The sequence below is a fragment of the Vreelandella sulfidaeris Esulfide1 genome (assembly GCF_054072535.1).
On record NZ_JBSVSF010000002.1, the window covers coordinates 1 to 13,849 of the forward strand.

Consider the following 13,849-nt stretch of genomic DNA (forward strand, 5'->3'; position numbering starts at 1 on the left):
ATGGTTAAGCACAAGATGATCTTTGCCATTGGTCTGGCTGCAAGCCTCAGTGTCCCCAGCAGCGCCATTTTCGCTCAAGGTATGAGCCAAGGCGCCCAAGGTCAGGGCAATATGATGGACGGCCAAGTCGGTATGGGTTCGGGCATGATGATGGGCAGTCAAGAAGACATGTACCCAGGAATGATGATGGGAGGGCAAAGCGGGATGATGCCTTGTCCAATGATGGGAGGCATGGGGAGCATGGGCGGTATGCTCGACGAGCAGCAGATGAGTACCATGCGTGAGATGCGCCAAGAACACCGCGCGGCCCAGCTTGAGCGGATGGGCGAATTGATGAACCTGCGCGACGACATGATGCAAATCATGCAGACTGAACGCCCTGAACAATGGAAAGTAAAGACGCTGCATGCTCAAATGGCCAGCCTTCATGGCGATATGATGGCTGATAACGTGCGCATGCATAACCAGATGCAGGACTTACTAACCGACGAGCAGCGTGAACAAATGAGTGGAAGCATGCCCAGCCACCATGGCTCGCAATAAGCCATGGGGATTGCCTATTCCTTATAGGAGTGATGCCATAATGAACGCGAAATGCTTTGCTTTTATGGGGTCAATGGGGTGGTTAGGCTGGTTGATGCCCCTGGCCATGCTGTTATTAGTTGGCTTGGCGATCGCGTCGCTGGCCAAGTACCTCTTCAGTCGTTCACGTTAAGGAGTTGAAAATAATGCGACATATGACAACCAAACTTTTGCTCTCGGGTTTCATGCTGCTTGGGACGGTCTCCGCTCAAGCGGCGTTACCGCCAGAGGCAACACTGTATAAAAACCCCCAGTGCGGCTGCTGTGATGAATATGCGCGCCATCTTGAGAAACTTGGCGTAGACGTCACCATTATTGATGACGTCGAGCTGGGTGATATCAAGCAGCAGGCGGGCGTTCCCTATGGTCTGGGATCGTGCCATACCATCGAAATAGGCGAGTATTGGGTTGAAGGTCACCTTCCGATGGAAGCCGTAAAGGCGCTGTTTGAGCAACAGCCTAAAATAGATGGAATTGGTTTAGCAGGTATGCCGATTGGTACGCCAGGTATGCCAGGGCCACAAGACGGTCCTTACGATGTCTACGCGTTTACAGACTAGGAAGATGAGCAGTTTATGACCCTTTAATTGAGTGATCAAAGCTGGCCTGTTGGTTGCGGTGCTCTTTCGCTGACTCTAAAGCTTTTCATTTATAAAAATTCTACCGATTTCGCTTACGTCAACCATATTGTTTACGGCTCGAGAGTTTTCACATAGCCTCGGCCAAAAGCAGCCTATTATTTGCGTCTATCAAACTAATTAAAATTAGAGACAGTGCAAGTATTTCTCAGTAGTTGCGACCGAGGCATGGCCCAGTCGGTCGCGCACGTAGAGCAAGGCATAGGTCTGAGCCTTGGATTGCATCATTGAGTACAGCGTATGCGTGGGATTGGTGATGGCACTCAGGAGATCAATCGATTGATGCTTGCTTAGCACCCAAATTACGGTTCGTGGCGTCTTCAGCGTGACATCTGCGGTCGTACGTCTTCCTCCACTCGCACCGACGTGAGCGAGGAGGCCTGTAGGTTGCCTAACCATTACCGTTTTCATGGCATACGGAACAGTCATCACCCAACCACACTTGGTGCCATACCGATAGAATGCGCAAAGAAGTCGTAGCCGGGCATTCACCGTTGCTGCGGCAAGGCACCGCCCTCGGGGCTTAGGTTCCAGCCCCGGAACTCCGCGAATACCGTAGTTTCTCGGTCATTGCCCACATCACGCCAGTCAATAGCATTCACCTCACACCAGCCAAAGAACTGATACAACGCTTTCCGGCATGTTATCCACGACTTCCTGGATTGAACCCTGCCACGCTTGATCAGATGCGCTATACAAATGTCCAGGGCTTCCTCAGTAATCTTTCCCTCCCTAGATATAAGGATTGGAAAGCCGGTGTAATTTGGGTTTGAACTTGCTCGTGCTGGAGAAGAATCCATTCTGCGCTTCTACCAGGGTGTATCACTTTGGCAATCGGTAATCAGCCAAGCTGGCGCACGTACCAGGTGCCTATGATAATATCAGCAGTGGCCACGGTTGGTGCCATTATCAGCATGAGCCCGGTCAGTAACCTGGCTGACCTGTACCTCATCACTCTGCCTTTGGTCCCTAGTCTTTTTTGTTTGATTTTAGCCGTTTCTGATGGTCAGCTAACTGCTTGCGCAGATCCTCTTCGCGGGATAAAGCGATTGCCAGCTGTGTCCGGGTTTCTGAGTGCTCTTCCTGAATATTTGCCAACTCCTCAATCCGCTTAGTCGCTGTCTTCAGCTCGCTACGGGCGTCGCTGGAAGATGTCTTGATCTTGTCGAGATCGGTACGAAGCGTTGCGTTCTCGTCCTGCAGCTCACCGCTGCGCCTCATAACAGAGGCATTCTCCGCACGTAGGCTGGCATGTTCCTGCTGAAGAGAAGAGAGGTCTTCGTTGACGGCCTCGAGCGTTTTCTGGAGCTGCAATTCACGTTTACTAGAGGTTTCCAGTTCCCGTGTAGCGGCTTTAAGCTCGCTTTCAATTGTGGCCAACCGGGCGCTGCTATCGGCTTTCTCGTCTCGCAAGTGGTCGACCAACGTTTGTTGCCGTTGCGCTTCAACACGCATGGTTTCCAATTGCTGATTCTGGCGGGAGAGCTGGTCTTGTAAATCGGTAACTCGTCCCATAGCATCCGCTGCCCGCTGCCTTGCGGTGGCATTCTCCGTCACAAGCGTATGGATCTCCTCCGTCTGCTGCTCAATGCGCTGCCCATCCTGATGGCCGTGTTCACGCAAGGTTGCGATGCTGGCCTCTAGTCGCTCAATCTCGCGTAGCGCCTCATCTCGCTCTTCGTTGGCAGCTTTCTCGCGCTGTTCGGACTCTGCGCGTATCTTCTCGACTTCTTCATCAGCGTGCTGGCTAGCGGAGCGCCATAGTTCAGCTCCAACCCGCTCCAAGACAGTGCGGATCTCATTCGGCATTTCTCGCACAGCGATGGCATTGTCTTTTAGGCTATCGCGCCACTCACGCATGACCGGGGAAATATGCGACAGGGAGCCACCACCCAGGCATTCGCGCACCTGTTCATTGGTGGGCCTGTCGATGCCTTCGGATACCAGCTTCTCGGCAGCATCAATGATGCGTTGCCGTATTTCCGGCTTAATAGTCATGCCGGGCTATCTCCTAGTGTATGTATTGTATGTATGTATTATACATAAGATACATACATACAATATAGTCAACAGCTTCGCTAACCCTAAAAATAATGCTAGCGCAGCCTACTAGATGATCTGCTGTGCAACATTCCCACCTAAGAATGCAACCAGTGCAGGAAATCTATTGGGAAAGATCGTGCCAATGTTGAAAGCCATAGCTGTTGCGGGATCGGTGCAACATCCCCACCGCAGTGACTAAACACAAAAAAAAGCCTCCCGAGGGGGAGGCTGTTGAATGGTAAAGAAAAAAATCAAGCTGCCGCGGTTGCTGCAGTTGAGTCTTCTTCTCCGTCGATCAAACCGCACTGTTGTGCCATTTGCTCGATGAAGTTGACCGCCTTCTGCGCATCAGCCAGAGCACGGTCGATCTCTTTGGCCTGGTCACCTTTGAGCCGTGAAGCCCATCCAGTGAGGTAGGACGCCGAGTTTTCGGGGGTAGCAGGGAGACCAAAGCGCATGGCTGCAAGCCAGGCGCCAGCTTCTGCCACTACTTCCTCTCGAGCGCGATCGCTCTTGTCCCGGTTGAGGCGCGAGGGAGCACCAGTAGCATGGATCAGCTCATGCAGGCCGGTGGCCGCAATTTCACTAACCTCATGGAACTGTTCAGGACGGGGCAGGCGTATGCCATCCGTAGAGGGCCTGTAGTAGGCCTTGTCACCGCCCCAGCTTAAAGGGATGCCCGATGCTTCAATCAGCCGTGCAACGAACTGCACGGGCTCAGGTTGAGCTTCTAAGACAGGTGGCTTTGCAGCCTCTGTCAATGGGTCCGCCAGCTGCTCCTCGTTAAACACATAAAAGATACGGTTCACGGGGATGATTTTCTCCTCCGTTGTGCCGTTCTCCTTCTTCTCGCGCTTTTTGTGGAATTTCCAAAATTCCACGGGAGTGGCCTTTTCGCCCTTGCGGGGGTGAGTGCAGAGATCCTTCGCTTGCTTGAAAGTCACCCAGGCAGGGCTGGTGTAGCCGTTTTTATCTGAAGCAATCCAGAGACTGATGATATTTGACCAGCCAGTGTAAGAACGCCCTGAAGAGGCGTTATAGGGCTGGCTCACATCTTTGTCGCCTGGTTTCCAAGGCTTCTGCCAGGGGGCTGTGCCTTCCATCAAACCTTGTATGAGTGCTTCGCGGATACCATCGATTGCACGTTTGCTCATGATCTATCTCCTCTCTCATTCCTGCAGTAGTGCAGGTCTCAAGAAGGGATAGGGCGCTAGGTGACAGCCGGTGGGGGGTCAGTGCTTCCCCTAACTCTAATCGAGACCCGGCAGCGGGAATGAGAGAGGAGAGAATGATGAAGCACACCAACCAGTTGGATATGTTCGCAGTTAGTGAGGCGGCCAAAGTTTATAGTTTCCCTGGAAAGGGAACCGTAGAGACCGCAGAGCAGCGTAAAGAGAGTGAAGATGCTGTTATCTCAGAGGCACTGAACATCATCGAAGCACGGTTCTATGGTCAGCTTGGAGTTAAGCTCAAGTCTGGTGTATGGGAGGAGGTAGGAAGGGTGGCGTATCCTGTTGATTGATCACGACCAAGATCTCAACCAACACGAGTGGATACGCCATGGCCGATTCTACCCTCCGGACTCTTTCACAACCAGAACCCCAGGTCGCTGACCCGCTGCACGAGCTGCTGCGCCAAGGTGCCCGTGACCTGATCGCCAAGGCCGTCGAGGCCGAGTTGGCCACCTTTCTGGCGCAGTATGCCGATCAGCGGCTCGACGATGGACGCCAGGCCGTGGTCCGCAACGGCTACCTGCCCGAGCGCACGGTCCAGACCGGGATCGGGGATGTCAGCGTGCAGGTGCCCAAGGTGCGTGACCGCAGTGGCGGTGGCGCTCGCTTCAACAGCAGCCTGCTGCCGCCCTATCTGAAGCGAGCCCGCAGCATCGAGGAGTTGATCCCTTGGCTCTACCTGAAGGGGATCTCCACTGGCGACTACCAGGAGGCGCTGGCGGCACTGCTGGGCGACCAGGCCAAGGGTCTGTCGGCCAACACTGTGTCACGGCTCAAGAAGCAGTGGGAGGACGAGCATACCGAGTGGCGAAAGCGGGACCTGTCAGACCGTCGCTACGTCTACTGGTGGGCCGACGGGGTGTACAGCAACGTGCGCATGGATGACCGCCTGTGCCTGCTGGTGATCATCGGGGTCACCGAGCAGGGCCGCAAGGAGTTGGTGGCCGTCGAGGACGGCTTCCGCGAGTCGGCGGACAGCTGGAAGACCCTGCTGACAGGCCTGCGAGAACGCGGCCTGACCCAGGCTCCCAAGCTGGCGGTGGGCGACGGCGCCATGGGGTTCTGGGCGGCCCTGAGCAAGATTTACCCGGAGACCGACCATCAGCGCTGCTGGGTTCACAAGACGGCTAACGTGCTGAACAAGCTGCCAAAGTCAGTACAGCCCAAGGTCAAGGCCGACCTGCATGACATCTGGATGGCCGAGACCCGCGACGAGGCGCACAAGGCCTTCGATCGCACGCTGAAACGCTTCGAGGCCAAGTACCCCAAGGCGATGGCGTGCCTGGCCAAGGATCGGGAGGAACTGCTGGCGTTCTACGACTACCCGGCAGAGCACTGGGTGCATATCCGCACCACCAACCCGATTGAGTCGACCTTCGCCACGGTCCGCCTGCGGAGCAAGCGCAGCCGGAACTGCGGCTCCAGAGCGACGACCCTGGCGATGGTCTTCAAGCTGCTCCAGAGCGCCGAGAAGCGCTGGAAGCGCATCAAGGGGTTCAGCAAGCTGGAACTGGTCGTGAACAACGTCCGGTTCCAGGATGGAGAGCAAGTAACCGATCAGTCAGACAGGACTGCCGCCTGACCGCCATCCACCAGATTTGACTATAACTCCCCAGCTTGAGAGTGAGGGTGCAAAGATAACGGCTCCTTGGATAGCGGTTGATTATCTGACGCTCAAGTATGCGGAACTGCCTTACGAAGTGTTCTCAGTGACGTGGCTGAACTCGCAACATCAAGTCATCAAGCATGAGGAGCTTTTTAGAGGCACCGTGGATAAGGCGGCTGTCTATCCTAGGGAAGTGGTTAGAAGTGCGATTGAAACGAATGCTTCCGCCGTATTGTTGTGTCACAACCATCCTAGCGGTAGTCCTCAAGAGAGTGATGCTGATCGTCAGATTACGAAGAAGCTACAAGAGGCTTTGGATGTGATCGACGTAAAGGTGATAGACCACATTATTGTGGCTGGCACCGAGCATGTCAGCTTTGCAGAGAGGGGGCTGATATAACTTCAACGGTTATGCCGTTTTCATGGCCTCACCAGCATTCCAGCTGGTGAGGCTTTTTTATGGGCTATCCTTTAATTGTTAAACCTGCTGTGATGTTGATACTGCTCTTCTAACGGCCCACAAAGAAACTCGGTGGCTTGGGGGGTGTTAGGAAAGGCTGGTTAATATAAAAAGGTTAAAGGGTTAAGGCTGGGTTAAAACAGGGTTACGAGCGAGTAAAGAAGCATCAAACCACTGAAAAGTATGCATTATCTTTCAAAAACCGATGCAACGTCCCCACCGCTTGCTATGCAACATTCCCACCGCTTGCTGTGCAACATCCCCACCTGGGGCTCAAAGTTATCCTCCTGATGTCCACAGAAAACGTCTTTTTGTCCACATTTTGGCTCATTTAGGCACCATCTGTGCAACATTCCCACCTGCAAGATTTAAGGCATGATAGGTTGACAGGATCGATTCGATTCGCTCTGCATCTCCTGTGCAATATACCCACCTACTATAGAGGGCTAAATTGCTGGTCAGAAAATAACCTGTGCAGTATCCCCACCGAAACGATGCAACATTCCCACCTATAAAACGCTACTTTTCCACAGGCTTACCCACAGTAAATGTGGATACGTTGATAGCTATCAGAGCACTTTTATACCGTTATCATTTGAAGCTGCTTAATATAGTGCCTTACCTTCTTTGTTGTCAAATTGTTACTGATCGACAATCCCCTGCCAGGGAGGAATGACACTTTTGAGCACGCTGGCCGTGCTTTAAAGACCTGTCGCGGGGGCTGATGGTGCAACGTTCCCACCTACGTTCTGTGAGCTACACTCTTGAATGCCTACTGTGATAGCAGTCTGCTTACAAGGGTGACTGGACGTTGGCTACGGTCATTGGCGCGGTGATTAAGGAGGTCTGGAAGCATCTATCTGTGCAACATTCCCCCTATTGAGCAAGGTGATCGAGAGGGTCTGGAATCGGCTATCTGTGCAACATTCCCCCCAATGATGGCACACGCTTGGACTGCAATGCGCGCCTCAATGGTTCCTGCAGCACAGCCCGTTAATTACGATCCTGGCTGGCTGGGGTTTGAAGGGCGACGAGTTGCCCGTGTGTACATTATCCCCCTAAGCAGTAAAGGCCATCTAAATGCATTCAATGATCCAGACTTCACAAAAGGAAATAAGATAATATTATTTTAAAGTGATGTTTCGCTAATAGTATGTAAGTCTTTCTTTAACCGTATTGAGTTACTTTTGTAATTTGCTCTTTTAACAGTTTTGACAAATTTATCTGTAGGAAAGATTGTGTAGTAAATATCAACAAGTTTTTTCCCTTCCGTTATTCTCTTCGCTTTATAACTAGCTATAACCTCATGCTCAACGAGTACGTCTAGGGCAATTTTCATAGCCCGAACATTACTGCCCATGCGATCAGAAAGCCCGCGAGGGCTACCTGACAGGTAAGGAATAAGACGAGGCGTATAGGGATCGTTGGCTGATGCCTGGCTCCAGTAGTGACTCATTCGCTTATGCATGTACCGGGCAAGAGGGCTCTTAATCGACATCGAAGTGCTATAGTCATATAAACGGAAAGTTTGTTTAAGAATGCTCTCAGTTACTAAAGGGTTAAACTGTACATAGCATTTAGTATCGCCTTCACGCATCTGAATATCTTTTCGCGTGGTTAGGCCGACCATAGGAAAAAAGCTTGAGGAAATAACAGTTTCATTATCATTGGTGACCGTTTCAAGCTGTGCGCCACGGCATACAAGTATCGCCTCCTTTATCTCGCTGAGTTTGAACTCATGTTTGTTCCGGCGTAACTCAGCACGCAACTCGTAGAAAGTAAAAAGAACACCAACTTTACCATCGATCATGACGCTTCCGCCATTAACAGCCAGTTTTCTTAAAGCGTCTTCTATAATCTCTTCACGCTCACCAGGATAAACTAGCTCATGTTTGCCTTTACTATTCTCGATAATAGCTGGCTTAACTTTAACCTTTATAACGCGGTCGCCTATACGGCACTCGCGCTCTCTTACCGCGCTGTTAAGGTCTGTGAATCGACGACGCTTCTCCAGAGAATATTTAGGCAATGCATCGTAAATGTCGATGCTATTACTATAATTTCTGTCCCGGCTATCGCTCAGGCTGAATAGGTCAAGCTGAGGCGGCTTATTAACCGCAACTGCTTGTATGTCCTTGTCTTTATTGCTATCGCTGGCCATATCTAACCTCTGTCAGCCTACAGTAATAACCTGCTATTTCTCTTCGACAAGCCAAGAATCAACGACCTCGGCACCGTACTGATCCTTCCAAGCCCTCAGGGTTTTATGATTGCCACCTCTTGTTTCGACAATCTCCCTTTCATAAGGATTGCGATATTCCTTTATCATTCGCTTCTTACGTATAGCCGGAGACTCGCTGACGCTTTTTTCAGTATTAACCAATTTAATAACGTCCAGGGCCGATTCATTATAATCAGCCATTAACGTTTTTAAGCGGTTAAAAAAAGCACTTTCACGCTTGAAATCTTCTCGATTCTCAAACGATATAAGTTGTTCTCGAAGAGACTTCGATTGCTCCTGCAGCTGTTGGTATTCACGCAATATAGGCATGTGTTTCCAGACAAGGCAATGTGAAAGTGTGCAAAGCACATTTTGTAGCTAACTCGGCTGTATGTCAACGATATGAGACCGTTGGCAGTGGTCTAAAAGCTAGCGCAAAAATATCTCTCCAAGGATGTGTTTTTCCATTAAAAAATACCCTTATTTCGCAAAATCTACGGGTGATGGCCCTGCCAAAAGCCTAGATTTTGCGTACAGGCTTTCAGGAAATGGCTTTTACCTTGAGAAATAGAATATAGAACAATAACTTAGGGTGATATTTTCCGTTTTTGAGTGATCCTGTGTACACAGTTAAAAAGGCCGTAGTGCTGGCGCTTAGGTTCTCTACTTATTAAAATAGTTATTTAAGAAAGTAGAGAAGGGCAGCGAACCCGAGTAGGCTGTATCAGAGTCACATGAATAAGGCTGTGCTGAATGACTTGGAAGGCAATCTACAAAATTGCGGTAGTTACTTCATATGCTCAGATGGTCGTCAATAGCATTGCAGCTGATTTAGGTGGTCTTCACATATTGGTGCCAGGACGCTGCCCAGTCTGAAGCCAGGCACTAACCCTGATCAGGGGGAAAATCACAACCAAAAGGGAGCAATTGGATGTTTGATCACTTGATTATGCCACCCCGCGCAGGATATGCGGTCATCACTACCAACGATTTCATGGTCATTGTCCGTGATACGGGCGATATTGTTAGTGTCCTAGAGGACGCCGATGCAGTTCTTGAGCACTTGAGCTTAACGATCCCGGGCGGGCTGCGTCGCAAGCGAGTCTATGTCGAGTCCGCACCAAGCGCATCAGATTTTTACGAGGTGATGCATGAAAGCGGGGATTTGCTCGATATTGTTATGTGCTCTGCAGACCAGGCTGATTATTTGCAGCAACACATTGCCAGCTTAGAGGGGGGCCCCGGAAATGGCTGATTCACTAGCGATGATTCCTTATAACGTCACTGGGGGCCTTGCTGAAGCATCGAATTCTTTGACAGAGGCCAAGGGAAACCCCGCGCTCTCTTACCTTATGGGGCTTGGCTCCCGCCGTAGCCGGGTCACGATGCGATCTCACCTCCAGCAAGTTGCCTACCTTAGCGGCGGTCATGACATTAAGAGTTGTCCGTGGCATATGATCCGGCGCGAACATGTGCGCTCAATCATCGAGATGATGAGTGAACTGGGCAAGGCTCCATCCACTATTAATACTGCATTGTCTGCTATGAAAGGTGTGGCGCGTGAGGCTTGGGTTGCGGGTCGCATGGATAGTGAGAGCCACCATCAGATCAGCGATCTCAAGTCTGTCAGGGGCTCAAGGTTGCCGAAGGGCGTACACCTTGATGATGTAGCTATCCAAGCCCTTTGTTCCGCATGCGAAACAGACGAGACCCCCAAAGGGGAGAGAGATGCCGTGTTACTCCACTTACTGGTCAACACGGGGCTGCGTCGATCGGAGAGTGTATCCATAGACATCGAGATGATTGACCGCGGCCGGCAGTCGATCAGGATTCTGGGCAAAGGTAACAAGGAACGCCTCGTCTTTCTGCCCAATGAAACGTTCCTGAAAGTCATGGCATGGCAATCCCGGTTGGGGCGGGATGTCGGGCCTCTTTTCCCTAGAGTGCGCCGACATGGTGTGATTACTGATCTTCGTATTACTGACCAAGCTGTGTACTTCATCATAAAAGAAAGGGCCGTTCAGGCGGGCATTAAGGAGTGCGCGCCTCACGATTTTCGCCGCACCTTCGCTACGAATATGCTAGATCGAGGTGTCGACGTTCTCACGGTGCAATACGCTCTAGGCCATACCAACCTAGTCACCACACAACGCTATGACCGAAGTGCGGAAAGGCGCCTGGAGGAGGCGATGAAAAGAATATGAAACAACAGAGCAGTGCTTCACCCCAAGCTATGGGTGTCATCTAACAGTGACATAACGTTCAACACCAGCCACGATGGCCTAGCTGGCAAGATAACCGTGACGCTAACGCCAGGTCAGCTCGAGGTGTTCTGGAGCGATCCGGCTGCAGCTTTTGCCAGTGTCTATGGTATTACCCGGGGAGACTGCCTCGCCTGGCAAGCAGCCGGGTACATGGCGCAGTGTGCCGAGCTGACCACGAAGGGGTGGCAATGCCGGAACCCAGTCCATGGTGGCCATCCTGTAGCAACCCCAGATCGATGGGTAGCCATGCGCGGCAAATACAGCCTAATTCATCAGGAAGGGGTCAGCAAATGACTGGTCAGCGAGAAGTAAACGGTTTATGGAGCATCGGACCTCTCTACTCCCGTCACCCTGCGACCGACCCTCGAGATGTTTTCGTTGGTGGGAAGAACCCCAGCCAAGCGGAAAGTGATTTTGAGAATGGCATCGCTCGCATGGGTGGGTTTTGGCGCCAGCCATCTTATGTGGGGGCCTATCTGACTGCAGCCTCTTTGCTCGTTGAGCAAGGGCAGGCACGTGGTAGCTTCGATGAGATAGGATTACCAGCTTTTTATCTTCAGCGTCACGCTGCGGAGTTGATTCTTAAAAGGCTACTGCAGTGGTGTTTTGAGATTATTGAATGTCGGAACCAGATCAAACCTGGGCAGGCTATTATGATTACAAATCGGCATCGCCGTTCTCTAAATAATGAGCATGACCTGCGGAAAATTCTGAATAGTCTGAAAAAGGCAGCCAAGCTAGCCGATGAGAAAATTCCTCCAGAGTGCTTGGCACAGCTAGTTGAAACCATCAGCTCTGTGGAGGCTTCACCGCACTGGTCCCGCTACCGAGTTGATTCTCGCAGCACACAGAAGAAGCTATGGGAAACCACGGAGATAGTTATTCCAGTTGCAAGCCTTCAGACCCAATTGGATCTTGTCGCCAGTGACGTGCTGGCGCGTAGCCTTGAGCAGGAATGTTATGAAAACGAGCTGTATAGTACCTGGGCTGGATTGACGTCAGCCTTAGAGGGATCACAGTAGCCAGCTCAGTCAATCGGCTTGTCGGCTATTCATATCGTACATTGACAGTTCTCACGGGGTTCGTATGGCTGGTCGCCAAAACTGAAACCCTGTAATTTCCGACGCCATCTGATCAATGAATTGATCTGCTGAATTTGTCATGAATTCCGTAATTAACCAGTTCGATGTGCCGTAGAGATGTCTCTCTAGGCCATTAGGATCGTAACGGGCTAATTCGCTCAGCCGATGCATCGCAGCAAATATAATGGTAAGACCGTGGCGCTCAGATGGTGGGTTGCTGCTCAGATTTCGTTTGATGTACCACAAGTCGCGATTCCCAGAGATAGGAACTATGATCCGACGAGTCTTGCTGTGATATGTGCCTAGCCGCTTTTGGGCCAAGAGTTTTTCAGCCTGTGGGGCTTTACCTCGCCACCAATTGAAGCGCTTTTTTCGGCGAATATATGTTCTACCGTCTTCAGTGAACCATTCAAAAGAGTGAGGGATATTTCTGAGCATCCGACCATCTGCATATCTGGGCGACACTTCAGCCTGGAACCAGCATTCACGAGCCTTGGGGTCTGGATGTTTTACGTAGCAAGCACTTTCTAACGGTATGAAGAGCTCTGGGGCCGACCTGAAGGTATGCAAGAATGCTCTATGCACAAAAGGTACATTCCAGAGTAAGTCTTTGAGGTTGTACTTTTCGGCGGTGTGCGTGACGGTGCTTTCGCCGAGATACGTACACAAAGCTGGCAAGATACCGCCAGACTTAAAAGTTATGGCCTCATTAGCCAAGCTAGCCTTGGCTTTTGCTGGCCTATCTCCGGTTACACCATGATTCTCTGCATGTGTGGCGCCTCGAACCACCAGAAGAGCTTTGGTTGCGTTCAAAAAAGAGTAATAAAGGGACAGTGGCGACGCTTCAACATCCATATACTTAGCGGCTTCATGGAACCTTAGTGCCTGTGACCAGAAGGATAGTGCCTCACTCTTATTCTGTCGCTTAAGCCAAAGCTCTACGAAGCTCCATGGATCTCTTGTGAGTACGCTCTCAGATGCGAAGTCAGGGTGGTTGATAGCTTTGTGCATCCATACCCGACGATTGCCAATTTTAATATTTTCTCCAAGCACTTTCGCTCCTTAAGAGGCTGTACTGCGGGATATTAGGCTAAAATCTGTAGTATGTTTGGTCGTCATCAGCCTTAGCGAGCCTTTTAAGGTAGTTTCGTTCTCATTCATTTATGATTTTAGCTTTCGCGGGCCTGTGAACCTCGTCAGTTTCTGGCTAAGCATCATGCCAGATGTTACACCCACCAAGCCAATCCCTGTTCTGATCGACCAGTCATGATCAAACTTTACTAGCAATAAACCTGTAAATAGCAGGAGGCACATCACTACAATATTGCGATTCCAGTCAAGACGATATGGGCCGAGATCATGACAATGAAAATACTGCTCCTGACTGTCCTTGGCCATTCGAGCGAGATGAGCCTGCAGATCAAGAGTCCTATCGATTTCCTTCCGTGTTCTGGCTGGTCGATGAAGCCGGCGCTCGTAAATCGCCAATCGCACCATCTTTTCATCTGGTAGATGATCTATATTCTGCCAGCTCGTTGTCTTTACGCCGTAAGCATCAAGTATTTTCCTTGCAATGTTCGGACGCCGCAGTACCTGAATGTAGCGACCATCGAGCATTGCTAACCATTCGTCACGTTCATCGCTGGGCTCAATTATCGGAGTTAAGCTCAAGTCTGGTGTATGGGAGGAGGTAGGAAGGGTGGCGTATCCTGTTGATTGAT

Annotated in this window: 16 protein-coding genes; 10 read left to right on the forward strand and 6 right to left on the reverse strand. The window is 51.0% G+C overall.

The genetic code is table 11. From position 1 onward, the window contains the following. The 3 genes from ACW44H_RS19620 to ACW44H_RS19630 form a co-directional block, all read left to right on the forward strand. A partial coding sequence (locus tag ACW44H_RS19620) for a hypothetical protein (protein ID WP_113270567.1) occupies nt 1-543 on the forward strand: 543 nt, incomplete at its 5' end. Between the two features lie 40 nt (nt 544-583). Continuing rightward, nucleotides 584-715: a hypothetical protein gene (locus ACW44H_RS19625; protein ID WP_274542010.1), complete on the forward strand. Its 132-nt coding sequence runs from the start codon at nt 584-586 to the stop codon at nt 713-715. Between the two features lie 13 nt (nt 716-728). Next, nucleotides 729-1,142: a DUF411 domain-containing protein gene (locus tag ACW44H_RS19630; protein WP_113270568.1), complete on the forward strand. Its 414-nt coding sequence runs from the start codon at nt 729-731 to the stop codon at nt 1,140-1,142. A 1,047-nt stretch (nt 1,143-2,189) separates the two neighbouring features. Here the strand turns inward: ACW44H_RS19630 and ACW44H_RS19635 are convergent. After that, a complete protein-coding gene (locus ACW44H_RS19635; RefSeq protein WP_052703847.1) occupies nt 2,190-3,218 on the reverse strand; it encodes a DNA-binding protein in 1,029 nt (342 codons plus the stop codon). A gap of 296 nt (nt 3,219-3,514) precedes the next feature. After that, nucleotides 3,515-4,417, reverse strand: coding sequence for an ArdC family protein (locus ACW44H_RS19640; RefSeq protein WP_052703848.1), 903 nt, complete (start codon nt 4,415-4,417; stop codon nt 3,515-3,517). A gap of 134 nt (nt 4,418-4,551) precedes the next feature. Between ACW44H_RS19640 and ACW44H_RS19645 the strand changes: the two genes are divergently transcribed. The 3 genes from ACW44H_RS19645 to ACW44H_RS19655 are packed head-to-tail and all read left to right on the forward strand — an operon-like array spanning nt 4,552 to nt 6,501. Continuing rightward, nucleotides 4,552-4,785 carry a hypothetical protein gene (locus ACW44H_RS19645; protein WP_457509092.1) on the forward strand — a complete coding sequence of 78 codons (234 nt, stop codon included), beginning with the start codon at nt 4,552-4,554 and terminating at the stop codon, nt 4,783-4,785. A gap of 38 nt (nt 4,786-4,823) precedes the next feature. Beyond that, nucleotides 4,824-6,077: an IS256 family transposase gene (locus ACW44H_RS19650; protein ID WP_113271324.1), complete on the forward strand. Its 1,254-nt coding sequence runs from the start codon at nt 4,824-4,826 to the stop codon at nt 6,075-6,077. A gap of 16 nt (nt 6,078-6,093) precedes the next feature. Continuing rightward, complete coding sequence (locus tag ACW44H_RS19655; RefSeq protein ID WP_457509093.1) at nt 6,094-6,501, forward strand: JAB domain-containing protein; 408 nt, start codon at nt 6,094-6,096, stop codon at nt 6,499-6,501. A gap of 1,189 nt (nt 6,502-7,690) precedes the next feature. Here ACW44H_RS19655 and ACW44H_RS19660 read toward each other — a convergent pair. Next, nucleotides 7,691-8,722, reverse strand: coding sequence for a hypothetical protein (locus ACW44H_RS19660; protein ID WP_035561720.1), 1,032 nt, complete (start codon nt 8,720-8,722; stop codon nt 7,691-7,693). Nucleotides 8,723-8,755: 33 nt separating this feature from the next. Continuing rightward, a complete protein-coding gene (locus ACW44H_RS19665) occupies nt 8,756-9,112 on the reverse strand; it encodes a histone-like nucleoid-structuring protein, MvaT/MvaU family (protein ID WP_035561723.1) in 357 nt (118 codons plus the stop codon). A 601-nt stretch (nt 9,113-9,713) separates the two neighbouring features. Here ACW44H_RS19665 and ACW44H_RS19670 point away from each other — a divergent pair. The 4 genes from ACW44H_RS19670 to ACW44H_RS19685 are packed head-to-tail and all read left to right on the forward strand — an operon-like array spanning nt 9,714 to nt 12,068. Continuing rightward, on the forward strand, nt 9,714-10,037 hold the full coding sequence (locus ACW44H_RS19670) for a hypothetical protein (protein ID WP_113270569.1): 324 nt from the start codon (nt 9,714-9,716) through the stop codon (nt 10,035-10,037). After that, complete coding sequence (locus tag ACW44H_RS19675; RefSeq protein WP_113270570.1) at nt 10,030-10,986, forward strand: tyrosine-type recombinase/integrase; 957 nt, start codon at nt 10,030-10,032, stop codon at nt 10,984-10,986. Before ACW44H_RS19670 ends, ACW44H_RS19675 begins: the two co-directional genes overlap by 8 nt. A 12-nt stretch (nt 10,987-10,998) precedes the next feature. Beyond that, nucleotides 10,999-11,340 (forward strand): hypothetical protein, encoded by a 342-nt coding sequence (locus ACW44H_RS19680; RefSeq protein WP_113270571.1) that lies wholly within the window; start codon nt 10,999-11,001, stop codon nt 11,338-11,340. After that, nucleotides 11,337-12,068: a hypothetical protein gene (locus ACW44H_RS19685; RefSeq protein WP_113270572.1), complete on the forward strand. Its 732-nt coding sequence runs from the start codon at nt 11,337-11,339 to the stop codon at nt 12,066-12,068. Before ACW44H_RS19680 ends, ACW44H_RS19685 begins: the two co-directional genes overlap by 4 nt. 51 nt (nt 12,069-12,119) lie before the next feature. Here the strand turns inward: ACW44H_RS19685 and ACW44H_RS19690 are convergent, their stop codons facing one another. After that, nucleotides 12,120-13,181 (reverse strand): YaaC family protein, encoded by a 1,062-nt coding sequence (locus ACW44H_RS19690; RefSeq protein WP_290698192.1) that lies wholly within the window; start codon nt 13,179-13,181, stop codon nt 12,120-12,122. A gap of 108 nt (nt 13,182-13,289) precedes the next feature. Next, nucleotides 13,290-13,745 (reverse strand): hypothetical protein, encoded by a 456-nt coding sequence (locus ACW44H_RS19695; RefSeq protein ID WP_457509094.1) that lies wholly within the window; start codon nt 13,743-13,745, stop codon nt 13,290-13,292. Nucleotides 13,746-13,849: the final 104 nt, after the last annotated feature.

What these genes read in the sequence shown, in the direction of transcription:
- ACW44H_RS19630 (WP_113270568.1), top strand. Translation starts at nt 729, where the DNA reads ATGCGACATATGACAACCAAACTTTTGCTCTCGGGTTTCATGCTGCTT.
- ACW44H_RS19695 (WP_457509094.1), bottom strand. Translation starts at nt 13,745, where the DNA reads ATGCTCGATGGTCGCTACATTCAGGTACTGCGGCGTCCGAACATTGCA.
- ACW44H_RS19685 (WP_113270572.1), top strand. Translation starts at nt 11,337, where the DNA reads ATGACTGGTCAGCGAGAAGTAAACGGTTTATGGAGCATCGGACCTCTC.
- ACW44H_RS19665 (WP_035561723.1), bottom strand. Translation starts at nt 9,112, where the DNA reads ATGCCTATATTGCGTGAATACCAACAGCTGCAGGAGCAATCGAAGTCT.
- ACW44H_RS19625 (WP_274542010.1), top strand. Translation starts at nt 584, where the DNA reads ATGAACGCGAAATGCTTTGCTTTTATGGGGTCAATGGGGTGGTTAGGC.
- ACW44H_RS19675 (WP_113270570.1), top strand. Translation starts at nt 10,030, where the DNA reads ATGGCTGATTCACTAGCGATGATTCCTTATAACGTCACTGGGGGCCTT.
- ACW44H_RS19640 (WP_052703848.1), bottom strand. Translation starts at nt 4,417, where the DNA reads ATGAGCAAACGTGCAATCGATGGTATCCGCGAAGCACTCATACAAGGT.
- ACW44H_RS19635 (WP_052703847.1), bottom strand. Translation starts at nt 3,218, where the DNA reads ATGACTATTAAGCCGGAAATACGGCAACGCATCATTGATGCTGCCGAG.
- ACW44H_RS19660 (WP_035561720.1), bottom strand. Translation starts at nt 8,722, where the DNA reads ATGGCCAGCGATAGCAATAAAGACAAGGACATACAAGCAGTTGCGGTT.
- ACW44H_RS19645 (WP_457509092.1), top strand. Translation starts at nt 4,552, where the DNA reads ATGATGAAGCACACCAACCAGTTGGATATGTTCGCAGTTAGTGAGGCG.
- ACW44H_RS19650 (WP_113271324.1), top strand. Translation starts at nt 4,824, where the DNA reads ATGGCCGATTCTACCCTCCGGACTCTTTCACAACCAGAACCCCAGGTC.
- ACW44H_RS19670 (WP_113270569.1), top strand. Translation starts at nt 9,714, where the DNA reads ATGTTTGATCACTTGATTATGCCACCCCGCGCAGGATATGCGGTCATC.